A 26,677-nucleotide genomic window follows, 5' to 3' on the forward strand; every position below is an offset into this window, starting at 1 on the left:
TTTCCGGTGTCAGGGCCTTGGCACCGCCTACCCAAAAACCAACAACTTCTAGCATTTTTAAGGAAAAATCATGCAAATCGGTGTCTTTTCAGTTTCAGATATCACCACTAACCCGAAGACCGGCAAAACCCCAACCGAACACGAGCGTATCACTGCCGCCGTTGACTATGCGGTAGCCGCGGAAGAATCCGGCCTCGATGTGTTCGGCATTGGCGAGCACCACAACCCGCCTTTCTTCTCGAGCGCACCCACCACCTTGCTGGCTAACATCGCGGCCAAAACTGAACGAATCAAACTAACTACCGCCACCACGTTGATTACCACCAACGACCCGGTGAGCATTGCCGAACAGTACTCAATGCTGCAACATTTGAGTGGTGGGCGCAGTGACCTAATGCTGGGACGCGGCAATACCGGCCCGGTCTACCCGTGGTTCGGCAAGAAGATCACGGACGGCCTCGAACTTTCCGTTGAGAACTACGAACTCCTGCATCGTTTGTGGACCGAGGACGTGGTGACCTGGGAGGGCAAGTTCCGCACCCCACTGCAGTCTTTTACTGCCACCCCAAGGCCGCTTGACGGGGTAGCCCCGGTAGTGTGGCATGGCGCGATCCGCTCGGCCCAAACTGCCGAGCAGGCCGCCTACTACGGTGATCCATTCTTTGCCAACAACCTATTCTGGCCACAGCGTCACACCAAAACCATGATCGATTTCTACCGCGACCGCTGGGAAGCGAACGGTCAAGGTGGGGCGGCCAGCGCCCTCGTCGGCATTGGGGGACATGCTTTCATGGCCGAAACTGAGGCGAAAGCGAAGGAACTCTACCGCCCATTCTTCAACAATGCGCCGGTCTACGGTCACGGCCCTTCTTTGGAGGACTTCACCCGCTCGACTCCGCTAACTGTTGGCACTCCCGAAATGGTGATTGAACGCTACCAGGAAATGATTGAAAACTATGGTTTCCCGCAGCGTCTGCTCTTCTTGGTGGACCACGGTGGCCTCGAGGTGGAAATGGTGAAGGACCAAATTCGTCAGTTAGGTGAAGTGGTCGCTCCGGCCCTGCGTCAGTTCTGGCAAGACCATCGCGGACCCGAGGTAGCTGAAGTACCAACGCACGAATTAAAGGTGGCGCAACGTGATGCTGCCTTGGCCGAGGCCGGACAAACTCCTTGGGTCGACCGCTATCGCTTCGAAACCGGCGACAACTGGACCGGTTTGCGCGCCGAGGATCGAAAGTAGGGGATAGAGATGAAAGTTATTGCGATAAACGGAGGGCTGGGCACGCCCTCGGCCACCAAAATCTTGGCCACCCAAATCCTAGATTCACTTTCACGCCAAGCAGGTGAAAAGGGAATCGCCCTCGAAACTGAACTGGTGAACCTACGAAACCTAGCCACCGCGGTTACCAACGTGCACCTGACTGGGCTCCCAGACTCCCAGGTGGAGGCGGTACTCTCCCAGCTTGAGGCCGCCGACGGGGTAGTGATGGTTTCGCCAGTTTATGCCGGTTCTTACGCGGGCATGTTCAAAATGTTTATGGACCTAGTGGGGAACGAGCGCCTTGCTGGCACTCCCGTGCTGATCGGGGCCACCGGCGGAAGTGGCCGGCACTCGCTGATGCTGGATCATGCCATGCGACCATTGATGAGCTCGCTGCGCGCTTTCACCATGCCCACCGGGGTGTTCGCTGCCACCAACGATTTTGGCGACACCGAACAGAACGAACTGGGTCGGCGAATCGACGTGGCAGCTGGCCAGCTCCTGCACAACATGCAACTAGCTGCGCCCTCAAACCTGGGAGAAGCTGCCGCTAGCAAGGAGAGTCGAGGACCGGTGGGGCCAATGCCCAGCACCCGACAAATGTGGCAGGGCAGTGGAGTGCCGGTACAGCACCTAGCTGCGCACAGCCCAGAAGAACTACTGGCCCAAACCCAGTCGGATCATCAGCGAAATCGCGGACAAATCCCGTACCTGAACACCAACGGTGCCTCAGGTCGGCTCCGCCCCGAAGTTGATGACTTCGTGCCCATGGGGCAACTGCTCGGGCGCTAAAAATGCTTGGGGCACGCTAGCTAATCCAACTAGCGTGCCCCACTTTTTGGCCATCGCGTTAAACTGGGGAACATGTCAGCTTCAGCCAACCCCATGACCCCAGAGCGCCCAGAACAATTGGCCGGCAGCAGACTAGATCCTGCTGCCACCGCAACCGAGGATTCTTCTGCCCGTTCGATAAATCCCCAGGGGAGCGGGCGTTTTGCCCCTTCACCTACTGGGGACTTGCACTTGGGCAACCTTCGCACCGCGATTCTGGCTTCCGCTTGGGCCCGGGCCACCGGGCGACGCTGCGTCTTGCGGGTAGAGGACCTAGATCGAGTGCGTGCCGGTTCAACTGAACGCCAGCTGGAACAGCTTGCACAGTTGGGTTTGCACTATGACGGCGAAGTGCTCATTCAGACTAGTCGTCACGCTGCCCACTTGGCCGCCCTCGATACTTTGGCGAACAAAGGGCACCTTTTCGAATGCTTCTGTTCCCGCAAAGACATTCGCGAGGCCGCCTCCGCCCCGCACACTCCACCCGGTCATTACCCAGGCACCTGCATTGGGCTGACCGAGGACGAACGCGCGCAAAAGCGCGAAGAGTTCGCCCGCCAGGGGCGCCAGCCTGCGCTGCGCTTCCGCGCCCCTGTAGACACTTGGGAAATCTTCGACGAACTCCACGGCAACTACACCGGCCCAGTTGACCATGTGGTCTTACGTCGCAATGACGGAGCCATCGCCTACAACCTCGCCGTTGTCGTTGATGATGCCTTCCAAGGGGTGGACCAAGTAACTCGAGGAGATGACCTGCTTTCGCAGGCACCCACCCAAGCCTGTTTGGGCTCCGCCCTCGGCCTGCCGCAACCTATCTACGTGCACGTTCCCCTAGCACTCAATGAAAAAGGGGAGCGCTTGGCGAAACGTGATGGGGCGGTCACCTTGCCGCAACTTACCGAACTTGGCGTAGAAATCCCACAAATCATTGGGGCTATCGCCCAATCTTTGGGGCTCGGTGAGCAAGTTGGTGCCGCTCGCTCGCTCGAGGAACTTTTGGACGTCCTAGACTACGAAACTCTCAAACGTATGCCCCTAGAACCCTGGGTCTTTTCGGGGATTTAGCCCCAAATTTACGACCCGAAAACTACCCGTACGAAGAGAATCAAGGCGCATGGGTTGGGGCTGCTACCCATCAGCTACTAAGCCTGTTACGTGTAACGGCAGGCCCAGTATTGGGCGAGTGGCACTAGTCCAGATCTTTAACTGGAATATTCGTCAAGCGCCAGCTTGGTAGATGTCCTCTGGGATCGACTGAATCAACAGTGATGTTATCCGAGCCGGGATCTGGCCACATCAACCAAACATTATCTTTTTCGGATGTAGTGTTGAATGGGGTCATTACGTGGAACTTCTTGCCATTTTTAAACTCTAGGGGGAAGTATCGTAATTCGCCGCTCAGAAGTGCCAATGGGACGTTTCCTACCTTTAATCGATCCCAGTGGTTAAAACCAGGTTTATATGAGGGGTAACTAATAGACCCGATAGCGACAGATGTTGATTTTTTACCAAGCGTATTTAACTTAACCGGTCCAAAAAGATATCCATCTTTTCTCCAAAGCTGAGGGATTTTAACCTCAATGACGTGATCATTGAGCCCCACGATTTTTAGTCCTTCGGGTCCAGTCGCGGTCAACTGCGGAGCTGGGGGCAGGGGAGCCTTGGCTCTTGCATCAATAAATCCAGTCGTTGCCTCATCTGGGGAAACTGGATTGATCCTAATCTCTACTCGTCGATTAAGGGCTCGATTGTTGTCACTATCGTTGGGGACTCGCGGTTCTGATTCCCCCTTACCATCGGTAGCAACCTGCCAGTTTTGGGGCAAGCCGAGGGCGTGTAGTTTATCCCCTACAGCTTTAGCTCGACGTTTCGAAAGATCGAGATTATATGCATCATCTGCAACATCATCGGTATGTCCAACCACAGTGATAGATCCACCAGATTTGAAGATCTTGGCATTGTCGACTGCTGATTGAAGTGTTTGATTCGCTTTATCACTCAAATCCGCAGAATCCACTGCGAAACCAATATCGCTACTAAGATTTAGTGTTAGATTATTTTTGCTAATTTCCACCACATCGTTGCCATCCAGGTCAGCAATCACTGAACCGATAGATGAGGAAACCGCTTTCTTTAAATCGTCAGGTTTAGCGAGCTTAACCCCATCCATGAGTTTGGCGACGGTGGTGCCGGAGGATGCCTCTGCCTTTACTGGAATTCCACTGATGACCCCATAACCATCCAAATAGATGGTGGCTTCATGGATGTCTTTATTGGCTGGGAAAACCAAGACCATTTGTTCACCAACTTTGGTTTTCCTTAGCTGCCACTTATCATTTAATGAGGTTGAGAGTGCTTTGGTTTTCAAATCCATGATAGTGATCCCAACGCCGGAATCGAGTAACCTGAATTTTTTCTTTGGGCCATCAACAATTTTAAGGGGAACTACCAAGTATTGGTCATTACCAACTGCTGAGGTGGCTTCCACCCTTGCTGGAGTGTCGTCAAAGGTTCCACGTCCCGCAATTTCAACTGAGGCAGATACTTCTCCTTCTGCAGTTACCTCTTTTTCTGCAGTTTGCGGGGTGCTTTCAGGGGTTTGTGGGGCTAGATCAATCTCAACTTCTAAAGTTGGTTCGGGAGATTTAGCTGAAGCCACGTTTTGTGGGGGATCCGCCGGGGAACCTGATTGGGCGCTACCACAGGCCGAAAGTGCCGTTAGCGAGAAGAGTAAACCGCCAGCCACAATAGCTTTTTTCAGTCGCAAACCTTTGGATGCAAGCGGAGTGCTGGAAGCCGACTTTTTAGCAGATACGAAGCCTTCAGAAACAGTATCCTGCATGTTTTGTTTAGCTTGCGGATTCATTTAGCTCCCTTTCCTCTGTGTGGCGTTCAAGCACATTATATGTATGAAAGGGAATAAATTCGCTTACATTTCCACCGGATCAGCGGGGGAGCCGAACTTTTCTTGCCACTTGTCGACCACATAGTCGATCAAGAAGACCATGACCAGTACAAAGATGATGGCGAAAGCATTGTCGGCAATGCGAGCCAGAATGGACTCGTTAGGGCCTAACAGCAGCATGGCGACACTCAAAGCACCTAGGGAGTTAAAAATTGTTTCGTACCGGTAGGCAGAAGTTAATCCCACCAAAAAACCACCCGAGAGGCCAACCAAAGTGGGGGTCATGCCAGGAATCAAAGTCATGGCATAGAACAAGGCGGTACCAGCTAAGGTACCCAAGAAGCGTTCAATCATCTTGGTAGCACGCAAATGCTCATAGGGGGAAAGGACCGACATAGCAGCGATACCAATCCACATGACGCGATCTAACCCTAAGAGCGCTCCACAGCCCATTGCCGCCGGCACCAGCACTGCCAGTTTCAGTTTCCACTCATCGCCCTTTTTTCGAGGGTCGAAATCACGAAAAACCTCTCCCAGAGTTCTCTGAGAATCATTGTGCTGGTTATTGCGGTAATAGATCGAGGCCGCCCACACCCCACCAAGCAACAGCCCCACCACACGCGGTAATTGCGCCTGCGGAGAGGCAGGGTAGCCATAAAGTAAAAGGAAACTGAGCACCAAAACAATATGGTTGTGGAACTCAACGCGGTCACAAGCCACAATCAGGATAAGCAACAAAGTCACCATCATTAAAAGGATTGAGAGCACTCCACCTAGATATAAGGCGAGAGGTGGGACCACCGCAAACAACACAAAAATGCCGAACAGGCTGATTGCGCCCTGCGTCGTGTGGTAACCAAAATGAATCTTCTGGAAAGTCAAAACGCTCAGGAGGACCACTACACCCACAATCGCGTTCTCTTGTCCGAGGATCGTAATAAAAGCCACCACAAACAACACACAGAAGAGGAGAGTGACTAGCGCTTTGGCGGCAATCCCAGCAAAGATTGGGGCTTTACCTTTAAAGCCTTGCGCAGCTTTCATGTCGGCCTGCAAATGTGGCAAATCTTCGTTAATAACTCGCCAAAAGCTACGCAACCACTGTGGCATTAGACTTCCCCTTTTCACTTTGGAACAAAACCACTCTATGCCTCGACAAACCTCCAAGCAATCAGATGTCGCCAATCTCTACAAATATGGCTACCAGTCACAGTAGGAAATAAGAGTCGCTCACTTCATAACAAGGCGGATGGTGAAACAAGTTAAAAGTAAAGCAGTTTTTACTATTTAATTTTGCCCAAAAGGTATTGCAGGAAAGTGTGAGCATTACTAAACGTTGCAAATAGTGGATTAATTGCAAATTGGGAAGATTAAGTTTTGGTAACGGTATTTTTGTATCTTAATACTTTCGTAATTAAAAATAATATATTCATTTAGGATTATTTACCTATCCTTTAGATAGATTAATGTAACGACCACAGATTGGATGGATCCGTGCGGAAAAAACTAGTAACTGTTTGCGCTGCTGCGGCGCTGGCGGGGACGGGGCTCGGGTTGCCGGCCTCGGCCAACGCAGTCCCAGTAGTGCCACGTGAAACGGGGGAGGAAGTACAGTCCGCTCCCGTAAACGTGACTGTTTTGCTCAAAGACCAGCCCAAAGACGCCACGCTCTCCTCAGAGCAGGCCGTCAAGGACAGTCAAGCAGAACTGATTAAACGACTAAGTGAAAAATACGACCTTAAAGTAAAGCGACAGTTCGGATACCTGGTTAACGGTTTCTCGGCAACTGTCCCCGCTTTCAACCTAGCAGCAATTGCGGGGGAAGCAGGAGTCGCTTCAGTAGTACGCGAACGCCTCTACTACCCAACCGACACCCACGCTAATGACCTGACCCAGGCCACCCAGATGGCTGCCAAGCGCGGCTACAAGGGTGAAGGCCAGGTTATCGCCATCGTCGACACCGGTATCGACGTCAAGCACCAGGATATGAAACTTGACGGCATGAACGCCGATGGTAGCTGTGGCCCAGAAGCGCTCAAGACCGTCAAGATCAAGAAGATCCAGCCAGGTTTCACCTGTAAGGTACCCGGCGGCTACAACTACGCTGACTCCTCGGACGTAGTTAAAGACACCGCTTCTGAAGATCCTCACGGCCAGCACGTAGCCGGTATCGCTGCCGCTAACGGCGACGAAAAGGGTACCCCAGCAGATGCCGCCTCTAATGGCCGCGTTAACGGTTCAGCCCCGAACGCCCAGCTACTAGCCATGAAGGTGTTCTCTAACGTTCCAGCAATCGCTAAGGGCGCTGCTAACGACAACATCATCGCTGCGTTGGAAGATGCCGGTAAACTTGGCGCCACCGTGGTGAACCTGTCGCTTGGCTCCTCAAACGGCTTCACCGATCCTCGTGACGGTGTGGCCATTGCCGTTAAGAAACTGACCGATCAGGGTATTTCGGTAATCATCTCCGCCGGTAACGCCGGTCTTTCGACCTCGGATGCGGGCGACGAGCGCGAATCATGGGGCATGCTCGACAACGCGGCAGTTGGTGGCCCATCCACCACCCCAACTGCTCTCTCGATTGCCTCCGTGGATAATGCTTACACCATGCAGGTTAAGGCCAGCACTCACGGTGCCGGGGAAGACTTCAATTTCCCATACTTGCACGCTACCGGTCAGATCCCGAGCGAGCCAATCAGCTTGCTAGCTGCCGGCGTGGGCCAGCCAGATGACTTCGCTGGTAAGGACTTCTCCGGCAAGTACGCGCTAATCGAACGTGGTGCCATCTCCTTCGCTGACAAGTTCAAGAACGCCAAGGAAGCCGGTGCAGCCGGTGTCGTCCTCTACAACCACACCAACGGTGGCGAAGAATTCGTCCACATGGCAGGGGTTGAAGGCTTCGAATTCTTCGGCGTCACCCTCCGTCACTCCGACGGTGTCAAACTGGCTGAAGCCCTTAAGGCACACCCAGATATGACCGTGGAATTCTCCGACACCCTAGCTGCCGTCCCGGTAGACAGTGTCGGTGAACCATCCTCCTTCACCTCCTGGGGCCCGAGCCCATCGCTCGACTTCAAGCCACAGCTAGCTGGCATCGGTGGCAACGTTTACTCCACCCTCAATGACAACAAGTATGGCGTTATGTCCGGTACCTCCATGGCCGCACCAAACGTCTCCGGTTTGTCCGCTCAGCTAAACCAGGCATTCGAAAAGCGTTTCCCGGACCTTTCCCCGGCACAGCGCCTAGAACTATCCCAAGTAGCCTTGATGAATACCGCCAAGGTGCTCGAAAAGGACGGCGTGCCATTCTCGGTCCGCCAGATGGGTGCCGGTCTAGCGCAGGTTGACGATGCCACTCGAACCAACGTGTTCGTCACCGCCAACCAAAAGGGTGCTGCCGCTCTGAAGGAAGTCAAGGGCTCCAAGAGCTTCGCGATGACCCTCACCAACCGTGGCACCAAGGACTATACCTTCACCATTCCAGCTGCCAAGGTAGTTAATGAAACCGCAGCAGAAGGCGAAAAATTACACACCGTCTTCTCCAAGACTGACTCCCTAACCCTCGACAAGTCCGAAGTGACTGTTAAGGCTGGCCAGTCCGTCACCGTTAATGCCACCTTGAAGGTCGGTAAGGGTAACCACTGGGCACACGGTTTCGTCGCCTTCAACTCAAAGGACCAAGACCAGCCGAACCTACACCTGCCTTACCTAGCTTTCGCCGGTGACTGGAACGAAGAAAAGATTTTGCAGGAACCAGGCGAAGGCCTCTTGCAGGAGCTCTACCAAGGTCAGGCGGAAAACGGTAAGACCTACCCGAACCCCACCAAGACCCAGCTGGGCATCTATGACACCAAGCCCACCCCGAAGCTTTCGGCTGCTAACGACAACCCATGGTTGAGCCCGAATGACGACGGCTACCACGACCAGATCCTGCCGATCGTAGCGCTGCTACGTAACGCCTCCATGGTCGAAATGAACATCCTCGACGAAAGTGGCAAGCAGCTACTCCGCGTCGGTGAATCCTACGGTCTCTCCCGTCCACTAGCGAGCGACTTCACCAAGCACCCTGTCTCGCACTTCGGTGAGCCCATCCAAGAAGGTATGTTCAACGGTAAACTCTTCGACGCCAACTCCCTTGGCTTCAAGAACTTGCCAGATGGTCAGTACATCTACCAAGTCAAGTCTCGCCTCAGCGATGACCAGCCTTGGCAGGAAACCAAACTACGTTTCCGCGTCGACTCCGACGCCCCAACTGTAGTTGCCCCAGCCCCAGCCATTGGTGCTGACGGCAATGGCACCTTGACCCTGACTGTCACCGACGCAACCTCTGGCGTCAGCCCGAACGATGGCAAGCGCTGCACCGAGGACGGTGTCTGTGGTGTCACCGCCTTCCACCCCAACGGTGAACGCTTGGCAGTCACCCGCGATGGCGACAACTACACCGTCACCATCCCGAAGGCCAACGAAGTTCCCTACATCACCGTAGTGGCACAGGACCAGGCCGGTAACCTCCGTCAGCTTTCCGTGGCTGTCTCCGGTGCCGGTGCAGTTACTGTAGATGGCTACGAAAGCTTCCACAATGCCGACCTCGGCCCCGCTTCCCAGTGGGTAAAGGAAGGCAAGCTAGTCCTCTCCGGTACCGTAGTGGAAAACGGTGGAGTCAAGGTTGAAAAGGTCCGCTTCGGCGGCAACACCTTCCCCGTCCGTCGTGGCGACGGTGACCTCACCTGGCGTGGTTTCGCTGAACTAACCGAGGGCGAAAACACCCTCAAGTTCGAAGGCCTCTCGAAGGAAGGCTACGTGGTCGCTAGCACCACCCTCACCTTCAACTACGATGCCACCGCCCCAGAAGTTGCCATCACCTCCAAGGTCACCTTGGGTGAAGATGGACAGCCAAAGGTTGACGAACAAGGTCGCGTTCACGTTACCGGTACCTACCAGGACAACTCCGGCAAGCCCGGTGAAGTCTACGCCGTTGGCGTTGACCCAGTGAAGACCAAGGACGGTAAGTGGGAACTCGACGTCCCAGTATCGCCTGCGGACTCCAACGTCACTGTCTTGGCTCGCGATGCCGCCGGCAACACTGCCAAGGCCACCAGTAAGGAAACTTGGACGCCCTCGGCCAGTGGAAACGAAGAGAACGAAGAAAACGAAGTTTCGATCTCCTTCCAGCAGGCTTACAAGCAGTCCGAGCAGATCTACGCCTACGACACCTCCTACCCAGGTATCAACTGGAACGATCACACCTTGACCGTTAAGGGTCAGCTCAGCAAGGCCGTCAAGTCACTCACCGTGACCCCAGCAGCCCACGCTGAAACCAAGGAAAAGGGCAAGCCTGGCGAAATGGTCATGGCCGCCCCCATCACCGCCAACCTCGGCAAGGTGAACGAAGATGGTACCCAGAACTACACCGTGACCTTGCCATTGGCTAAGGCCCTCGTCGCCTACCGCTTCGTGGCTGTCAGTGAAGAAAACGCGATCGTCCTCGACCGCTCCTACCGTCTCTACGCAGACCGTGAGCTACCGAAGATCCACTTCACCGAACCAACCATGAAGAACCTGAAGGTTTACACCAACCAGGACAAGGTACGCTTCGCCGGTGCAGTCTCCGACAATGGTGCTGGCTACCAGCTCCAGATCAACGGTGACACCGTTCGCCGCTTCCACAACCTACCCAAGCCAGGCGAAGAAGCTAACGCTCGCGCCTTCGAATGGGACGTGGACGCCAACAGCGGACTCGTCTTCGTGAACTTCGCGGACTACGCCGGCAACGCCTGGCGCACCATCCTCGAAGTAGTCAAGGACACCGACAAGCCGACCCTGACCTCCGCCGGGGTTGACGAACTCCAGGTAGTTCGCGACCCAAGCCAGGTCAAGTTCACCGCTGACAGTGAAGACGCCAACAACGAAAAGTTGACCTTGAGCCTAGATGGCAAGGAAGTTGCCAAGGCCGAAAACAACTACTTCGTAAACGGCATCGACGAAATGATGATGCACCCATCATTGTTCAACCTCATCCTCGGTGTTCCGGACTCGCCAGACGGCCAGGGAGTCAAGGCTCCTAACACGCCAGAAGTGGCCAGCCCAGAAAACCCAGATGCCCCAGTTGACGGCTCCAAGATTGGTTTGGCACACTCGCCGACCTTCCTCCCCGGCGACAAGCTTCCGGAAGTTACCCGCAAGCTCACCGTGGAACACGAACTCGGCAAGGCCAAGTCCGGTGCTCACAAGTACGTCCTCACCGCTACGGATGCCGCTGGCAACCAAAGCACCAAGGAAGTTAACTTCACCGTCGACCTCGCCCCAACCATCACCGGTCCAGAAAAGGTCACCCTTGAGGTGAACCTAGAAGACCTCGGTAATGCCAAGGCACTAGTCGAACGCGTACTCGCTAACTACCAGGCAAAGGACGACTCCGGCAAGCCCACCCTCACCGGTGCCTTCGCTCAGGAAGCGCTCACCGAGGGCGACAACGCCTTCACCTTGACCGCCTCCGACCAGGCTGGCGACCCGACCCTCAAGCAGGTCACCGTCACCCTCAAGGTCAACGAGCGCACCCTCGAAAAGGATGGCTACACCTTCACCGGTAAGTCCCGTTCCGACGACCAGCTCACCGTCAAGGTAGAAAAGGTCACCGAACGACTCAGCCGCGTCAGCCTCAACCACAACCGCAAGTTCGCTCCGCTGAAGGGCACGATCGCAGTTCCAGCACCAGCTGGTTCCAAGCTCTACGCCGTCATTAACGGTGAACGTGGTGAAGTTAAGGCCGAATGGCAAAATGGCAAGCTGGTCTTCGCAGGTCAGGTCCCCATGGTCCTCGAGCTAGAAACCCCAGCACCGCCAAAGCCAGAGCCTAAGCCAGCTCCAGTCCCGGCCCCCAAGCCGGCACCGAAGCCAGCTCCTAAGCCGCAGCCGACCCCGGCTCCGACCCCGGCACCAGCTCCAGCGCCAGCTCCGACTCCGGCACCTAAGCCGCAGCCGAAGCCAGAGCCGAAGCCAACCCCGGCACCAGCTCCAGCGCCAGCTCCGACTCCGGCACCAAAGCCGCAGCCGAAGCCGGAACCAGAGCCTAAGCCTGTGCTACCACCGGTCAAGCCTGACCCGAAGCCGGCCCCCAAGCCGCTACCTCCGGTCAAGCCAGCCCCACAGCCAGCGCCTAAGCCTGAGCCGAAGCCACAGCCGACCCCGGCTCCGAAGCCAGCCCCCAAGCCGGCTCCAGCACCAAAGCCAGCACCGAAGCCTGAGCCTAAGCCAGCACCGAAGCCAACCAACCCCAAGCTCGAACCAATCGTCGCTTGGAAGGTAGCTCCGAAGCCGGTTAAGGATCCGTTCAAGGATGTGGCAGCTGCTAGCTACTTCTCCGGTGAAATCGCCTGGATGAAGGAAAGCGGTCTGTCGACTGGTTGGGCTGATGGCACTTACCGTCCAGACAACAACATCACCCGTGAAGCCATGGCTGCCTTCCTCTACCGCCTAGCCGGTAGCCCAGCAGTCAAGGTCGCTAAGGGTGCCGAGTTCAAGGACGTGCCAGCGAACCACTTGTTCGCTAAGCAGATCGCTTGGATGAAGCAGAGCGGTGTTTCCACCGGTTGGGCAGATGGAACCTACCGCCCATCCGAAGAAATCAGCCGTGAAGCAATGGCCGCCTTCTTGCAGCGCTTCGCTCAGAAGTTCCCGCAAGCAGTCTCGCCAGACGTTGCCCGCGTAGTGGTACCGGAATTCGACGCCAATGAACGCTTGTTCACCGACGTTACCGGCAGCCACATGTTCGCTAAGCAGATCGCGTGGATGAAACTAGCCCACGTTTCCACTGGTTACGAACAGGACGGCACCTACCGTCCAAGCGGCAAGGTCCAGCGTAACGCCATGGCCGCCTTCATCTACCGCCTGACCCACAACCAGGGTTACCTGCGGTGATCGGCTAAAACGCCAGTAAAAAGGGGCTGGTGGGAAGAAACTACTTCTTCCCACCAGCCCCTTTTAGTTTTGCTGGCCGAGGTCGGCCTCGGTGTTTATCCCCCTAACGGAAGTCTTAGAGCCGCTCGAGCACTCTTGCGGCTGCGCGCTCGCCAGATTCAAGTGCCCCGTTGATCGAGGCGTGCGCGGTATCGCCCGCCAACACCAAATGCGGAGAATCAACTGCCAGTTCGCTGCCGGTCACTCGAGGCAGGGCGTTCGCAATATTCTGGTAGGTGAGGAGCTCCCAATCATCGGCCTCGGCTCCCATCATGCTGGCCGCGCGAGCAGCAACTTCCTCGGCCGCCAAGAAACGGTCAGTCGGCTCGGCGCCCACAGCCGTCACCTCAACCAAGTGCCAGCCAGCTGGAGCGTAAGACGGGCAAACATTGGAAACCACCGCCGTATGATTAATCGGCGAATCGTCATCACAATCAAGGTGCAACATACGAGAATCGGTAGGCAAAGTCGGGGTCGCGAACCACCAAGTGCGAAGGCTACCCATCTGCGGAGCTTCCAGGCCCAACAAGTTAGCCGAAGCCTTCGGACCGGCCGCCAAAATCACCTGCTTAGCGCTGACGGTCTGAGTTTCGCCGGCCTGACCGTGCTCATTGACATCCACAAAATCTAGTTCGACGCCCTCGGGGTGCAAACGCAAAGCTTCCACCCGACGACGCGACTTCACTGGTTGAGCCAACTTGGCAGTCAACTGTGCTACCAGCGCACCCATGCCCTGAGCGGGCAAAGAAGGCTTACCGAGGGCGAAAAAGCGAAGCAAGGAAGCCCCAAAAGTAGCGGTGCAACCCAAATCGGGATCAGCCACCACGCCTGAAAGAAAACGGCGAACAATCTGCTCCAAAGCAGGATTGAGCCCAGCTTCCGCTAGTGCCTGCCCCAAAGTTTTGGTCTGTGGGGGCTTGGCCACCAACTTGGCCAAAGCCAAAGCATCCTTCGGGCCAAGCACTTTCATGGCCTGCTTCAATGCCCCGGCATGACCTAGGGGAGTAGCCAAAGTCAACGAGCGCAAGCGCCCATCGGAGCCGGTGTGAGCAGCCACGGTGCCCTGCTCCCAAGCGTGCAAATCCAGCGCCTGATAATCAAAAATGCGCTTCGCCGCTGGGTAAGCTGGATTCAATAGAGCAAAACCCTCATCAAGGAGGAAACCTCGTTCATGTCGATTGGTCCGAATCCGGCCACCAGCCTGATCGGCGCTATCCCAAATCTCAAAATTCTTACCGGCTAAAGACAAAACACCGGCGGCGGAAAGGCCAGCCAAACCTGCGCCGACCACAACTACGTCAAGCATGAAATCTGCTCCTTTTTCATTGCTAACACTGGTTGCGACTTTATCACGCAAAGCAAGAAGGTGAAATCTGCGTAATTGTTCCTCACAAAAATTGCCAATTAGTCACACTTACTTGTCAGGGTTATCCTTTCCACACTAAAGTACCCTACAGCACATCGTGTTAAGCAATTAACTCAATCTATCACTAGTTGTAAAGAAAGAAGCGAACACTATGAGCGAGCGTACCGATCGCTTAGATAACCTTCCCTTCGGACGTCCCCACAAAAAGTTGCTAGTAGGTTCTGGCATCGGCTGGGCTCTTGACGCCATGGATGTAGGACTAATCAGTTACGTTATGGCCGCGCTAGCCAAAGAATGGGGGTTGACCCACGAGCAGACCGGTTGGCTTGGTTCCAGCGGGTTCCTTGGCATGATGCTTGGGGCTAGCCTTGGAGGCTTGCTAGCTGACCGGATCGGTCGGCGGAACGTTTTCGCCTTAACCCTGTTGGTTTACGGTTTGGCTACCGGGGCGGCCGCGTTTTCTACCGGACTGGTCATGCTGCTCATTTTGCGTTTCCTGGTCGGGGTTGGGTTGGGTGCAGAGCTTCCCGTTGCCTCCACCCTTGTTAGCGAGTTTGCCCCACAGCGCATTCGTGGCCGCATGCTAGTCGCGCTTGAAAGTTTTTGGGCAGTCGGCTGGATTGGTGCCGCTTTGTTGGGCTACTTCATCGTGCCAAAAACTTTCGGAGCTTGGGCAGGTTGGCGTGTCTGTTTGCTAGTTGGGATTGTGCCTGCCGCCTATGCTTGGGTGGTTCGTCGGCACTTGCCGGAATCGGTTCGCTTTTTAGAAAGTCAGGGTAGGTTTGCCGAGGCCGAGTCCGTCGTGGCTGAATTCGAAGCTGGAGTCGGAGTTACCTCGCCGGTGCCATCAGCCTCGGTTGCCGTCGACCCGACCCCCTTGGCGTCCTCGGCCAGTGTAGAAACCGCAACCGGGAAAGTTATCGGGGTGGGGAGTGAATCCGCGAACTCGACCATGGAAAATGCCGAAAATACTATGTCCGAGATTGCTGGCAAGCGACCCAACTACCAAACTCTAGAGTTCAAACCGAGCCTCAAGCACCTGTTCGAAAAACGCTACCTCTCACGCACGATTGCCCTGTGGGTCGTGTGGTTCTGCATCAACTTGGCATACTACGGGGCTTTCATTTGGCTCCCAACATTGCTGACCATGCAGGGCTTTACGCTGGTGCGCTCTTTTGAATTTACGTTGATCATGACCTTGGCGCAGCTCCCAGGTTATGCCATGGCGGCATGGCTGATTGAAGTGATTGGCCGCCGCTGGACGCTTGCCATCTTCCTACTCGGTTCGGCGCTTTCTGCTGGACTTTTCGGCACCCAAACTGGGGTGGTGGGAATCATCGTCTTTGGCTGTGCCATGAGCTTCTTCAACCTTGGTGCTTGGGGTGCCTTGTATGCCATCGGACCAGAAATCTACCCGACTTTGCTACGCGGTACCGGCACCGGAGCGGCAGCTGCTGTTGGCCGCCTAGCTGCCATCTTGGCACCACTAGCTGTCCCGAAGCTGCTGGCTGCGGGTGGGGCAAGTTTGGTGTTCCTAGTCTTTGGCTCCGCCTTTGCGATCGCTGCACTAGCCGCTTGGCGACTCCCAGAGCACACCGCTCAGCCGATGGCTGGCGAATAGGGTAGAGCTTGCTTTAAAACCTAAAAAGCTACCGACCAGGAACTCGAGAGAGGACCTGGTCGGTAGCTTTTAGTTTAGGTATTGATCAAAGGGGAAGGCTGCAAGGTGTTTGGCCCGCTCAAAAGTGTTGAGCTAAGCGCAAACGGGCGCAGTTTTGTGTGCTCTGCCCTCTGACCGCTTTGTTTGTCTACTTGCTGAAGTAGGAACGGGCGTTGGTGTAGCAGATATCCTTCACCAGTCCGGAGAGGTGCTCCATATCGGAGGTGATTTCTCCGCGTGCCACCCATTCGCCCATGAGTTCACACAGGATGCGACGGAAGAACTCGTGACGTGGGTAGGACAGGAAGGAACGGGAGTCGGTGGTCATACCAACGAAGTTCCCTAGGAGAGACTGTTCAGCCATCACCTGCAACTGCTGGCGAATACCGGTACGAGTATCGTTGAACCACCATGCGTTACCTAGCTGGAACTTCTGGCGAACTTCACCCTGGAACGAGCCCATGGTGGTGGCAATCGGCAAGTAGTCGGTGGCGTTCAACGAGTAGATGATGGTGCGCGGAATCTTGTTTTCTGCGGTCATGGAATCTAGCAACTGCGCGAGTGGACGGGAAAGAGCTCCATCGCGGATCGCGTCATAACCAGTGTCGGCACCGTGGGCCTTAAAACCGGCGGTGTTGAGGTTGCGGGCCGCGTGCACGTGAAGTTGCATGGTCCAGTCGCGCTGGTGGTACGAGCGCATTAGCGCCTGCATGAGGGCGGTCTGGTACTGGGCGACCTCGGTAGCATCCAAGTCAGCGCCCTTGCCAGCCTTCGCTTGCGCAAAGATGCGATCGAGGTCGGATGCGCTAGCGGTAGCGAAAGGCAGCAAGTCGAAGCCGTGGTCGGATAGGCGCGAACCAATCTGGTGGAAGAACTCGATGCGCTCGTCAATGGCACCGGTCAAATCCTCGAAGGAGTTGAGGTCGCGGCCAAGCACCTGTTCCATTCGTTCCAGCCAAGGCACGAAAGCCGGCTTATTTACGTTTAGGGCGGCGTCTGGGCGCATGGCCGGCAAGACCTGGAAGTCATTGTCTTTCAACTGCTGATGGGCGGCCAGATCGTCGGCTGGGTCATCAGTGGTGCAAACGATCTCTACCCCGAGCTTGCGAAGCAAGTTGCGACGCGAATACTGAGGAGTCTGAATCATTTCATTGGTCTGTTCAAAAATGCGGCGAGCGCTAGCGCGGGTTAGGGGCTCAGTGATGCCGAAGTAGCGCTGCAACTCAAGGTGGGTCCAAAGGTAAACCGGATTGCCTACCGCCCGTTCCAAGGTGCCGGCGAACGCCTCAAACTTGGCCCAGTCATCGCCATTGCCCGTAATCAAGTTTTCGTCAACGCCATTTGCGCGCAACAAACGCCATTTGTAGTGGTCGCCGGCGCCATCCTTGCCCAACCAGGCTTCGATAATGCCGCTGAAAGGCTGATCATCGGCGATTTCTTGCGGGTCGAGGTGGCAGTGATAATCCACAATCGGCAAATCTTTTGCCGTCTGATGGAATAACTCGCGAGCAGTGTCAGTCGTGAGCAAAAAATCGTCGTTTAAGAACATGGCTAGAACTCCTCCAATGCAGTTAAGACATTAGCCTTTAGGAAAGATCATAGACTGCTTCCAGCCACAATGCGAATGTTGTTATGAAACCCTGTTGCATTACGGGGTGTAAAGGAACCCGGCTAGCTGGTAAGGAGAGGTGCCGTGAGGCAAAAGCTAGCCGGGTTACTCTAGGAGTTATCTATGCGCTTGAGAGGTATAAGCGCAACCAAAGTCAACCACGACCGACGGTTAGATGACCCCATGGGCGAGCATCGCGTCAGCGACGCGCTTGAACCCAAGAATATTAGCGCCAAGTACGTAGTTGCCTGGTTCGCCGAACTCTTCGGCGGTACGGGCGCAACTATCGTGAATGTCCTTCATGATGGCAGTAAGTTCCTTTTCTGCCTTTTCGAAGTCCCACTTGGTACGGGCAGCATTCTGTGCCATTTCCAGGGCCGAGGTCGCCACGCCACCGGCATTGGAGGCCTTACCTGGAGCGTAGAGCAGATGAGCGTTCTGGAAGACTTCAATCGCTCCTGGGGTGGAAGGCATGTTGGCACCTTCGGCCACCACCTTGCAGCCGTTGGCTACTAGCTTCTTGGCGTCGTCCTCGTCCAATTCGTTCTGGGTAGCACAGGGGAGTGCCACGTCGACGGCAACTTCCCAAACGCGGCCTTCGGTGTGCAGTTCAGCGCCTTCGCGGCGAGCTACGTAGTCGGCTACACGGCCACGTTCAACTTCCTTAACCTGCTTTAGTAGGTCGAGGTCGACCCCGTTCGGATCGTAAACCCAGCCGGAGGAGTCGGAGAAAGTAACGGGCTTGGCGCCTAGCTGCTGGGCCTTTTCGATGGCGTAAATGGCGACGTTACCGGCACCCGAGACCGAAACGGTCTTGCCTTCGAAGGATTCGCCGGCAGTTTCCATCATGGACTGAGCGAAAAGAACGGTGCCGTAACCGGTAGCTTCCTTACGGACCAAGGAGCCGCCCCAATCGAGGCTCTTACCGGTGAGTACGCCAGCCTCAAAGCGGTTAGTTAGGCGCTTGTACTGGCCAAAGAGGTAACCGATCTCGCGAGCGCCCACGCCAATGTCGCCCGCTGGGACGTCGCGGTCAGCGCCGAGGTGGCGGTAAAGCTCGGTCATGAAGGACTGGCAGAAACGCATGATTTCAGCGTCAGAACGACCGTGTGGGTCGAAGTCGGAGCCGCCCTTGCCACCGCCGATAGCTTGGTCGGTGAGAGCGTTCTTGAAGATTTGTTCGAAGCCGAGGAACTTCAGAATCGAAGCATTGACGGAAGGATGGAAGCGGAGACCGCCCTTGTAGGGGCCAAGTGCCGAGTTGAATTCGATACGGAAGCCGCGATTGACCTGAACTTTACCTTCGTCGTCGACCCATGGAACGCGGAAGAAGATCTGGCGTTCTGGTTCGACCATTCGTTCAAGTAGATTTGCGTCGGCGTATTTTGGTTCGGCGTCAAGCAGTGGGCCCAGCGAGGCTAGGACTTCTTCAACTGCTTGTAAAAATTCGGTTTCGCCGGCATTGCGCTGTTTAACAATTTCAAAAACGCGTTTAGCTTCTTGCTGCACGGTATCCCTCCAGGATTAAAGGCAAAATAGGATCTACGCTCTGTCAAAAGGCTGTAAACCCAAGCGGCAGGCCGCAGAAATACGCACAGTATCTCCCTGTGCAAAACCATGTTAAACCCAAAGAGAGTTAAAAGTCTAATCAAAAGGTAAAATTTTCCCCCAGAAAGTCAAAAGGAAACTTTCTGGGGGAAATGACGCTTTAATCTTAGGGCTTTAGACCCGTAAGCTCAGCTTCCGCTTTCTCAGGAAATAGTGCCGAGGATGGCGCGGGCAGTCTTTTGTGCCTGCTCGTCATCGAAAGCGTTGATGACGGCGCGGGCGGCAGCCTTGCACTGTTCCAAGGTGACTTCCGAAAGGGCGGCACCGACGGCACTGATGGCACCAGCAGCCATGGAGAGGCTGGTCATGCCCATGCCAACGAGGACGCAAGCGAGCAATGGATCAGCGGCAGCTTCACCGCAAACCCCAACTGGCTTGCCCTTGCGTTCGCCAGCCTCGGCTACACGAGCCATCAAGTTGAGGACGGCTGGCTGCCATGGGGTGGTGAACTCGGCGAGGTTTGCGGAGAGGCGGTCAGCGGCCATCACGTACTGGGTGAGGTCGTTGGTGCCAATCGAAACGAAGTCGATTTCGTCCAAGAACTGGTCGATCAAAAGGGCGGTGGAGGGAACTTCCACCATGATGCCGGCCTTCAGACCGCGGTTGCGAATCGCCTTGGCTACTTCGCGGGCTTCTGGCAAGGTCGAAATCATGGGGCACATAACCCATGCTTCACTGTCGAGGCCGTCAAGGGACATCTTGATAGCGTCGAGCTGGTTGCCTAGCAAGCCGTTGTTGATGCGCTGAGTACGAATACCGCGCACACCCAAGGATGGGTTTGGTTCATCAGCCAAGGTGGCGAAAGGAACTGGCTTGTCAGAGCCGGAGTCGAGGGTACGAACTACGACCTTCTTGCCGTTGAAGGCTTCGAAGACGCCACGGTAGGACATGGCCTGGGATTCAACCGAGGGTTCTTCCTTGGTGCCCAAGAAGCAAAGTTCGGTACGGAACAGGCCCACGCCTTCAGCGTTCGATTCGGAAGCGCGCTGAGCAGCAGCAGCGTCCTGAACGTTAGCTAGAAGCTGGACGTGGTGGCCATCGCGGGTCACTGCCGGGCCGGTCCAAGCGTTGATCTTTTCGCGACGTTCGAGGTCGGAAGCAACGGCTTCACGAGCGTCGTCGGCGTCAACCCCGCGGCGAATAGTACCTTCGGAACCGTCAACGAGAACGAGGTCGCCCTCGGCCAATGCGCCCATCTTGCCCACGGCAACGACACAAGGAATGCCGAGCTGACGAGCAATAATCGCGGTGTGGGAGGTGGGGCCACCAAGTTCGGTAGCAAGGGCAACGAAGATCTTCGGGTCGAGGCCGGCAGTATCAACTGGAGCCAAGTCGTCAGCCAAAAGGATGACTGGTTCGGTGGGGCTGGGCAAACCTGGTTCGGGGCGACCTTCGAGGCGGGCAGCCACACGGTCGCGAATATCGCGAAGGTCGGTGACGCGTTCAGCCATGAGGCCGCCAACCTTCATAAAGAGGGCGACGAACTCTTCGGTAGCTTTTGCTACGGCGTTAACTGGGCGAACGCCGTTCTTAATATGGCGAACAACAGCCTTGCGCCAAGCCTTATCGCGAGCAAGACCAGCAGTCATCTTGAGGACTTCAGCCGCATCGCCTTCGGCCTTTTCGGCGCGGGCTTCGAGGCCTTCGACTACGCCATCGGCTGCGGTGCGGAATGCTTCGATTGCGTCGTCAACTTCAGCAGCTGGCAATTCGAGGCCAGTGAGCGAAGGTGGTTCTGGGCGACGAACCCAAGCGACTGGGGCGTAAGCGAGGCCGGCAACTACGCCGGTACCTTCCAAGGTGAGCTTTGTATTCGAATTTGTGGCGCTATTGTTGTTCTGAACGCCGGTGTTCACGTCTGACACGGGGATCTCCTTCGGGTCGTGCAATTGCCTTTTAGTTTAAGCGTCATACACAAAAATAGCACTCGATAAGTGATATATCTTTCCCCAGCGAGAAATTTATGCTTAGATATAAGGGCATGTTAGGCACAGAGGCCTAGCAAAACAACCCCAAACTGGGCGGTTCGCCGCCTCAAAACTCTTAAGGAGAGTAAACATGGCATCAAAGACTGTAACCGTTGGTTCGAAGGTCGGTTTGCACGCACGTCCTGCCGCATTGGTTGCTGACGCAGCTGGCGAATACGATGACGACATTGTATTGACCCTAGGTGACGAAGAAGTCGACGCCGATTCGGCCATGATGATTATGACCCTCGGCGCTTCCTACGGTGACGAAGTAACCGTTACTTCCGACAACGAAGAAGCCGTGGAAAAGATCGCTGAAATGATCGCTTCCGATCTTGACGCCTGAGGATAAAACCGAAGGTTAATCTTTAAAAAGTGTGGCCAGCACTAAGGTGTTTTGGCCACACTTTTTTTATTTTTCTTCCTGCCGCTGGAAAAGGTGTACTAATACGCTAGGATTGGGGTTGAACGTTAACTACTATTCGGGCAAAAGGAAGAAACATGAGCCTGCAAAATCCAAATATTGCTGTGGTTGGAGCTACCGGTCAGGTCGGTGCAGTAATGCGCACTCTCTTGGCGGAGCGAGGCTTTAAGTACAATTCGATTCGTTTCTTCGCAAGTGCCCGCTCGGCCGGTAAGACCTTGGAATTCCAAGGCGAACAGGTCGTAGTCGAGGACGTTGCCACCGCCGATTTTTCCGGCATTGATATTGCGATCTTTAGTGCCGGTGGTGCTGCTTCGAAGGAATACGCCCCGAAGTTTGCCGAGGCCGGTGCGGTGGTTGTGGACAACTCGTCCGCTTGGCGCCGCGATCCACAGGTGCCACTCGTGGTGGCAGAAGTGAACCCGCAGGATGTTTCGGATCGCCCTCGTGGCATTATCGCTAACCCGAACTGCACCACCATGGCCGCCATGCCAGTTTTGGCTCCGTTGCACCGTGAGTGGGGCTTGACCCGCTTGTTCGTTTCCACCTACCAGGCCGTGTCCGGTTCTGGTTTGGCTGGCGTTAACGCCCTCGCCACCCAGATGAAGGAACTGACCGATAACCCAGAGCTAACCAAGCTAGTGGTTGATGGCTCGCTGGCACAGCCGGCAGACTTGGGTCCTTATGTGGCTCCGATTGCCGCTAACGTGGTGCCTTTTGCTGGCAACTTGGTGGAAGATGGCTCGAACGAAACTGATGAAGAGCAGAAGTTGCGTTTCGAATCCCGCAAGATCCTGCACGCCCCAGAACTTTTGGTTTCGGGCACTTGTGTGCGCGTGCCAGTTTTCACCGGCCACACCTTGACGGTTCACGCCGAGTTCGCGAACCCGGTCGACCTCAAGCGCGCCCAAGAACTCTTGGACGAGTCCGCTGGGGTTGCGCTTGATGAGGTGCCTACTCCTTTGGCTGCCGCTGGGGTTGACCCGTCGTTGGTGGGTCGTTTGCGCCTAGACCAGGCGGTGCCTGATAACCGCGGTTTGGTCATGGTGATTAGCAATGACAACTTGCGTAAGGGTGCCGCTTTGAACGCGGTGCAGTTGGCCGAGTTGGTTGCAGCTCAAGCCTGAGTTTTAGTTTTTGCTGGTCGAGGTCGTCCTCGGCCAGCAAATCTTTACCCGCTGGGAATAAAGCGAGCGCCCAATATGTTAGGGTGAATGTATAAGCTTTCTAACCTCATGGGAGAAAAACATGGCAACCGTAGAAATCACCAAAGACAACATTGATGAAACTTTGAGCAAGAACGACATCGTTCTGCTCGACTTCTGGGCTGCCTGGTGCGGTCCTTGCCGCCAGTTCGGCCCAATCTTCGAAGCTGCTTCGGAAGCACACTCGGAAGCTGTTTTCGGCAAGGTTGACACTGACGCTCAGCAGGAACTTGCTGCTGCCGCCCAGATTTCCTCCATCCCGACCATCATGATTTTCCGTGAAGGCATTCCGGTATTCCGCCAGTCCGGCGTTTTGAACCAGAGCGCTTTGGAAGACGTTTTGGGTCAGGTCGCCGCTTTGAACATGGACGAAGTGCGCGCCCAGATTGCCGCTGGCGAACAGGGCTGATCGCCTCGTGAAACGTTACGCACCCACCCCGCTGCAGGTTTTGAACCCGGCGGGGTGTGCCGTAATTGTGCCCCTGATGGGCCAAACAACGGCAGAGATGATTTCGCAGGCTGGAGCCGCTCGTGGTTTAGCTGACTGCGTGGAAGTTCGCTTGGATCATTTGCCGAACTTGTCGCAGTTGATTACCGAGGGCGACTGGGCCTGGCTGGAGCAAGTCCGCGAAGCCGCAGCCTGCCCAATTTTGGGGACTATCCGCACTGCCAGCCAGGGCGGGGAAGCTGACCTTGAGTTCTTTGACTATGCCGAGGGCATGTCCGAGGTGGCCCAGCACGTTGAGTATGTGGACGTGGAATGGGACCCAGAGATGCCGCCGCCGATTTTGGCGGGGCTGATTGATGCCGGCCGTAACGGGGGAGCGCGAGTGCTGCTTTCATGGCATGACTTTGAGCAAATGCCGCCGATGGCCACGATTGATGGTTTCTTCGCTACCGCCGCTGAGGCTGGGGTGGAGATCGCGAAGATCGCGTGCCAGGTAGAGAACCAACTGCAGGCGGCGCAGCTATTGCAGGTTTTGGCTCGACACTATCAGCAAAACCAGCAGCCACCATCGCCAGCTTTGGGTGCGTTGGCGCGGCCACGCCCAGAACTTTTGGCGATTGGGATGGGACCAGCCGGACAAGTCACCCGCGCAGTAGGGCACTTGTTTGGTAACTGTGCGACTTTCGCTGCTGTTGACGGCCAAGCAAGTGCCCCAGGACAGTTGGGGGCTCAGGCAATGGGAGATTTGCTGGCCAGCATGGCTGGGATGGGCCTCAAACGCTAGATCTTAAGGGGAACTCGGGGTTACCGCGATTGTTCACATGGATTTGCCCCGGGGATCTGCCTAGGGGATCTAGCCCCGGGGTTCTGGTCCCAACGCTTAACGTCCCTTGGGTATTTGCAACCCTTTAGCTTCACTGAGAGGCCGGCTTATCGGCTGGCGTCTTTTGTTTTGGATTTATTAAGCGGGTGGGGCGACCAGATTGGTCGCCCCACCCGCTTAAGTTATATTCGCTCAGTGGTTTACTGGGCAGACGCTCGGGCGGCTGCCGGTGCGCTGGGCACTGAGGTCAGCTTCAGCTAGTTTGACCAGTTCTTGGTATTCGGCTTCGCTGGTTGGTTCGACCTCGGCCCCGAGGGCCCGCAATCCGAATTCTTCGGTCGCAATGATCATGCCCGCGTAACCGTGTGGGTCAGTCTCGCGAATTCCAAGCGAAAGAGTGGCGTGTAGTAGCTGCACTAGGGGTTCGGTGCGCTGTTCGATGATTTTGCCTTGGCGCATGGCTTCTCGCAGGATCGTGCGCAGAATATCTTCGATGATGACCGCGTGGGCGGAGAGTTCCATGGCAGTTTCAGGGGTGACCACATGGCGCAGGTCAATGCCGGCCGAAACGTGAATGGTTGAGTTGAGGCGAAGCTGACGACGAATGTAGCGTCGAATCTTCACAATCGGGTCGTCGATCTGCTGTAGTTCCGCGGCCAAATCCTTGGCATAGGAGCGGGTCTGCTCGGTAATGTAGGCGAGCAAAATTGATTCTTTATCTGGGAAGTGATTGTAAATCGCGGTACGTCCCACCTGGGCGCGCTTGGCGATTTCAGCCAAGGTAATGGATTCGAAGCCCTTTTCGTCAAGTAGGTCGCGCAAAGCTTCAAATAAGCGGGCTCGTTTTTGGGCACGATGTTCAGCTAAGTTTTCCCCAATGATTCTAGGCACAAGCAGATCTTTCTATTTTTCGGACACTTTTGCGGTAATAATATCTTGTTCGCGCCTCAAAAACTAGTCCCCCAAGAAAAATTACCGATAAATCACGGTTTTTAGTGGGTCTGATTGGGCATGAGTTTTTCAGACACCTAACGTTTGCAGGTTTCTCGGATGGCTTCGATGATCGGGTAGTCGGCTGGTAGCCAGTCGAGGTCGAGGACGGTTTCCCAAGGCACCCACTTAAGCGCTTGGTGACCACCATCGGCACTACGCAGTTGTGGCATGGAGGTTTCGTCGGCTAGTTGACAGACCCAGACTCTCATCCGCAGGTCCGCAACGAGTGGCCAATCGCCCTCGTCACTTGGTCGGTTAGCCGAAAAATCACCCTCGACCTGTTGGGCATAGCGGCCACCCTCAGCGTATATCTGATGCCAAGCTTCCCGGGTTTTTTCGTCAATCTGATCCCAAGTTGCTTTGATTTGTGGCCCAAGCTCGATTTCGAGGTCGAGTTCCTCGTGAATCTCGCGACGAAGCGCAACAGCCGGTTCCTCGTTAGGCTCCACCTTCCCGCCGGGAAGTTCCCATTTCCCTTTCAGCTCTAGGGGGTAGGCCCGTTGCGCACACAGCAAATGGGTGGGGCGTTCCAGATCGTTAACAATCGCTGCAGCCACTACAAGTTGAGTCATGCTCCTAACCATACGAAAAGGTAGCTAAGTGGGCAAAAGTAGGTGCGGGGAAAAATTGGGGAATACTTGCTTTTGAGATATTACGTTGCGTCGATTTTCTAGCAGGTTTAAGATTGCTTGAGATTGGCAATTTGTTTTTTGGAGGTTTGTTGTGAGTTTGGTTTTGTCTGTTGGTTTGTTGGTTGGTTCTGTGGTGCCTTTGCAGTTTTCTGATGTGCCGGAGGGGTATTTGTTTGAGCGGCCGATTAATCAGATGGCTGCTGAGGGTGTTGTGAGGGGTTGGGCGGATGGTACTTTTCGTCCTTTGGCTCCGATTAGTCGTGAGGCTGCTGCGGCGTTTTTGTATCGTGCTTTTGGGTCTCCGAAGTTTTATGGGAGTGGGTATTGTTTTCGGGATGTTAATTCGAAGTTGACTGCTTTTTCGAAGGAGATTTGTTGGCTTCGTGCGGTTAATGGTGCTCGTGGTTGGGCGGATGGTTCGTTTCGTCCTGGTGAGCCGATTAGTCGTGAGGCTATGGCGGCGTTTTTGCGTCGTATGTCGGTGACTAAGGGTGGTGGGGATCCGTTTAGTGCTCCGCCGTTTAGGGATACTTTGGCTTCGCCGTTTAAGCGTGATATTCAGTGGTTGCGTTCGATGGAGATTACTACTGGTTGGGCTGATGGTTCGTTTAGGCCTGGTGAGTCGATTAGTCGTGAGGCGTTTATTGCGTTTTTGTATCGGGTGAAGTATCAGAGTCGGTTTGCTGGTTTGAATCCGAGTTTGTTTAAGGGTGTGAGTACTAAGTTTGAGTATCGTCCACCAAAGCCTGCACCGAAGCCTGCGCCAAAGCCGAGAGCTCATAAGCCTGCATCGAAGCCGAAGGTTCATAAGCCAGCTCCGAAACGAAACAATAACGGCGGCGGAGACATCGAACCAGGCGTCTTAGGATATAACATAGCTCCAGAAATTAAGGCTAGCCGTTGTAAAGAGGGGCGAATATTGCAGATGGGTGGCGGAAGCAAAGCTCTTTGTAAGAATGGGAAATATATCAGTATTCCGTGATTTTGGA

At 55.3% G+C, this 26,677-nt stretch carries 18 protein-coding genes; 10 read left to right on the plus strand and 8 right to left on the minus strand.

Features of this window, described 5'->3' with window-relative positions; all coding sequences use genetic code 11:
* Window positions 1-70 precede the first annotated feature (70 nt).
* From BK816_RS01230 to gluQRS, 3 genes are all read left to right on the plus strand, one after another.
* Window positions 71-1,240: a CE1758 family FMN-dependent luciferase-like monooxygenase gene (locus BK816_RS01230; RefSeq protein ID WP_071163552.1), complete on the plus strand. Its 1,170-nt coding sequence runs from the start codon at window positions 71-73 to the stop codon at window positions 1,238-1,240.
* Window positions 1,241-1,249: 9 nt separating this feature from the next.
* Complete coding sequence (locus BK816_RS01235; RefSeq protein WP_071163553.1) at window positions 1,250-2,053, plus strand: CE1759 family FMN reductase; 804 nt, start codon at window positions 1,250-1,252, stop codon at window positions 2,051-2,053.
* Window positions 2,054-2,125: 72 nt separating this feature from the next.
* A complete protein-coding gene (gene gluQRS / locus BK816_RS01240; protein WP_236842341.1) occupies window positions 2,126-3,157 on the plus strand; it encodes a tRNA glutamyl-Q(34) synthetase GluQRS in 1,032 nt (343 codons plus the stop codon).
* 124 nt (window positions 3,158-3,281) lie between these two features.
* Here gluQRS and BK816_RS01245 read toward each other — a convergent pair whose 3' ends face one another.
* Together BK816_RS01245 and BK816_RS01250 are read right to left on the minus strand one after the other, a co-directional pair.
* Window positions 3,282-4,958 (minus strand): OmpA family protein, encoded by a 1,677-nt coding sequence (locus tag BK816_RS01245; RefSeq protein WP_071163554.1) that lies wholly within the window; start codon window positions 4,956-4,958, stop codon window positions 3,282-3,284.
* A 63-nt stretch (window positions 4,959-5,021) separates the two neighbouring features.
* A complete protein-coding gene (locus BK816_RS01250; RefSeq protein WP_071163555.1) occupies window positions 5,022-6,107 on the minus strand; it encodes an FUSC family protein in 1,086 nt (361 codons plus the stop codon).
* Window positions 6,108-6,491: 384 nt separating this feature from the next.
* On the opposite strand from BK816_RS01250, the gene BK816_RS01255 reads away from it, so the two are divergent.
* Entirely contained in the window at window positions 6,492-12,914 is a 6,423-nt protein-coding gene (locus BK816_RS01255; protein WP_071163556.1) for a S8 family serine peptidase, read from the plus strand.
* A gap of 115 nt (window positions 12,915-13,029) precedes the next feature.
* Here the strand turns inward: BK816_RS01255 and BK816_RS01260 are convergent, their stop codons facing one another.
* Window positions 13,030-14,259 carry an FAD-dependent oxidoreductase gene (locus tag BK816_RS01260; RefSeq protein ID WP_071163557.1) on the minus strand — a complete coding sequence of 410 codons (1,230 nt, stop codon included), beginning with the start codon at window positions 14,257-14,259 and terminating at the stop codon, window positions 13,030-13,032.
* Window positions 14,260-14,470: 211 nt separating this feature from the next.
* On the opposite strand from BK816_RS01260, the gene BK816_RS01265 reads away from it, so the two are divergent.
* Window positions 14,471-15,940 (plus strand): MFS transporter, encoded by a 1,470-nt coding sequence (locus BK816_RS01265; RefSeq protein WP_071163558.1) that lies wholly within the window; start codon window positions 14,471-14,473, stop codon window positions 15,938-15,940.
* A 187-nt stretch (window positions 15,941-16,127) separates the two neighbouring features.
* Here the strand turns inward: BK816_RS01265 and uxaC are convergent, their stop codons facing one another.
* The 3 genes from uxaC to ptsP all read right to left on the minus strand — a co-directional run bounded on the left by uxaC (window position 16,128) and on the right by ptsP (window position 21,061).
* A complete protein-coding gene (gene uxaC / locus BK816_RS01270; RefSeq protein ID WP_071163559.1) occupies window positions 16,128-17,528 on the minus strand; it encodes a glucuronate isomerase in 1,401 nt (466 codons plus the stop codon).
* Window positions 17,529-17,759: 231 nt separating this feature from the next.
* Window positions 17,760-19,097 carry an NADP-specific glutamate dehydrogenase gene (gdhA, locus tag BK816_RS01275; protein ID WP_071163560.1) on the minus strand — a complete coding sequence of 446 codons (1,338 nt, stop codon included), beginning with the start codon at window positions 19,095-19,097 and terminating at the stop codon, window positions 17,760-17,762.
* A gap of 242 nt (window positions 19,098-19,339) precedes the next feature.
* The gene (gene ptsP, locus BK816_RS01280; protein WP_236842342.1) at window positions 19,340-21,061 is read right to left on the minus strand and encodes a phosphoenolpyruvate--protein phosphotransferase; all 1,722 of its coding nucleotides are present in this window, start codon (window positions 21,059-21,061) and stop codon (window positions 19,340-19,342) included.
* Between the two features lie 193 nt (window positions 21,062-21,254).
* Between ptsP and BK816_RS01285 the strand changes: the two genes are divergently transcribed.
* From BK816_RS01285 to BK816_RS01300, 4 genes are all read left to right on the plus strand, one after another.
* Window positions 21,255-21,509, plus strand: a complete 255-nt coding sequence (locus BK816_RS01285; RefSeq protein WP_071163561.1) for an HPr family phosphocarrier protein — start codon at window positions 21,255-21,257, stop codon at window positions 21,507-21,509.
* Between the two features lie 155 nt (window positions 21,510-21,664).
* Complete coding sequence (locus BK816_RS01290; RefSeq protein ID WP_071163562.1) at window positions 21,665-22,714, plus strand: aspartate-semialdehyde dehydrogenase; 1,050 nt, start codon at window positions 21,665-21,667, stop codon at window positions 22,712-22,714.
* A gap of 121 nt (window positions 22,715-22,835) precedes the next feature.
* Window positions 22,836-23,201, plus strand: a complete 366-nt coding sequence (gene trxA, locus BK816_RS01295; protein WP_071163563.1) for a thioredoxin — start codon at window positions 22,836-22,838, stop codon at window positions 23,199-23,201.
* A gap of 7 nt (window positions 23,202-23,208) precedes the next feature.
* Window positions 23,209-24,024, plus strand: coding sequence for a type I 3-dehydroquinate dehydratase (locus BK816_RS01300; protein WP_156981965.1), 816 nt, complete (start codon window positions 23,209-23,211; stop codon window positions 24,022-24,024).
* A 231-nt stretch (window positions 24,025-24,255) separates the two neighbouring features.
* Here BK816_RS01300 and BK816_RS01305 read toward each other — a convergent pair whose 3' ends face one another.
* Complete coding sequence (locus BK816_RS01305; RefSeq protein WP_071163565.1) at window positions 24,256-24,954, minus strand: TetR/AcrR family transcriptional regulator; 699 nt, start codon at window positions 24,952-24,954, stop codon at window positions 24,256-24,258.
* A 137-nt stretch (window positions 24,955-25,091) separates the two neighbouring features.
* On the minus strand, window positions 25,092-25,628 hold the full coding sequence (locus tag BK816_RS01310) for a (deoxy)nucleoside triphosphate pyrophosphohydrolase (protein ID WP_170299645.1): 537 nt from the start codon (window positions 25,626-25,628) through the stop codon (window positions 25,092-25,094).
* 151 nt (window positions 25,629-25,779) lie between these two features.
* Between BK816_RS01310 and BK816_RS01315 the strand changes: the two genes are divergently transcribed.
* Complete coding sequence (locus BK816_RS01315) at window positions 25,780-26,670, plus strand: S-layer homology domain-containing protein (protein WP_071163567.1); 891 nt, start codon at window positions 25,780-25,782, stop codon at window positions 26,668-26,670.
* The last annotated feature ends 7 nt before the right edge of the window (window positions 26,671-26,677 follow it).

Origin of the sequence: Boudabousia tangfeifanii (assembly GCF_001856685.1) — a bacterium.
Lineage (GTDB): Bacteria > Actinomycetota > Actinomycetes > Actinomycetales > Actinomycetaceae > Boudabousia > Boudabousia tangfeifanii.

What these genes read in the sequence shown, in the direction of transcription:
- BK816_RS01230 (WP_071163552.1), top strand. Translation starts at nt 71, where the DNA reads ATGCAAATCGGTGTCTTTTCAGTTTCAGATATCACCACTAACCCGAAG.
- BK816_RS01235 (WP_071163553.1), top strand. Translation starts at nt 1,250, where the DNA reads ATGAAAGTTATTGCGATAAACGGAGGGCTGGGCACGCCCTCGGCCACC.
- gluQRS (WP_236842341.1), top strand. Translation starts at nt 2,126, where the DNA reads ATGTCAGCTTCAGCCAACCCCATGACCCCAGAGCGCCCAGAACAATTG.
- BK816_RS01245 (WP_071163554.1), bottom strand. Translation starts at nt 4,958, where the DNA reads ATGAATCCGCAAGCTAAACAAAACATGCAGGATACTGTTTCTGAAGGC.
- BK816_RS01250 (WP_071163555.1), bottom strand. Translation starts at nt 6,107, where the DNA reads ATGCCACAGTGGTTGCGTAGCTTTTGGCGAGTTATTAACGAAGATTTG.
- BK816_RS01260 (WP_071163557.1), bottom strand. Translation starts at nt 14,259, where the DNA reads ATGCTTGACGTAGTTGTGGTCGGCGCAGGTTTGGCTGGCCTTTCCGCC.
- BK816_RS01265 (WP_071163558.1), top strand. Translation starts at nt 14,471, where the DNA reads ATGAGCGAGCGTACCGATCGCTTAGATAACCTTCCCTTCGGACGTCCC.
- uxaC (WP_071163559.1), bottom strand. Translation starts at nt 17,528, where the DNA reads ATGTTCTTAAACGACGATTTTTTGCTCACGACTGACACTGCTCGCGAG.
- BK816_RS01285 (WP_071163561.1), top strand. Translation starts at nt 21,255, where the DNA reads ATGGCATCAAAGACTGTAACCGTTGGTTCGAAGGTCGGTTTGCACGCA.
- BK816_RS01290 (WP_071163562.1), top strand. Translation starts at nt 21,665, where the DNA reads ATGAGCCTGCAAAATCCAAATATTGCTGTGGTTGGAGCTACCGGTCAG.
- trxA (WP_071163563.1), top strand. Translation starts at nt 22,836, where the DNA reads ATGGCAACCGTAGAAATCACCAAAGACAACATTGATGAAACTTTGAGC.
- BK816_RS01310 (WP_170299645.1), bottom strand. Translation starts at nt 25,628, where the DNA reads ATGACTCAACTTGTAGTGGCTGCAGCGATTGTTAACGATCTGGAACGC.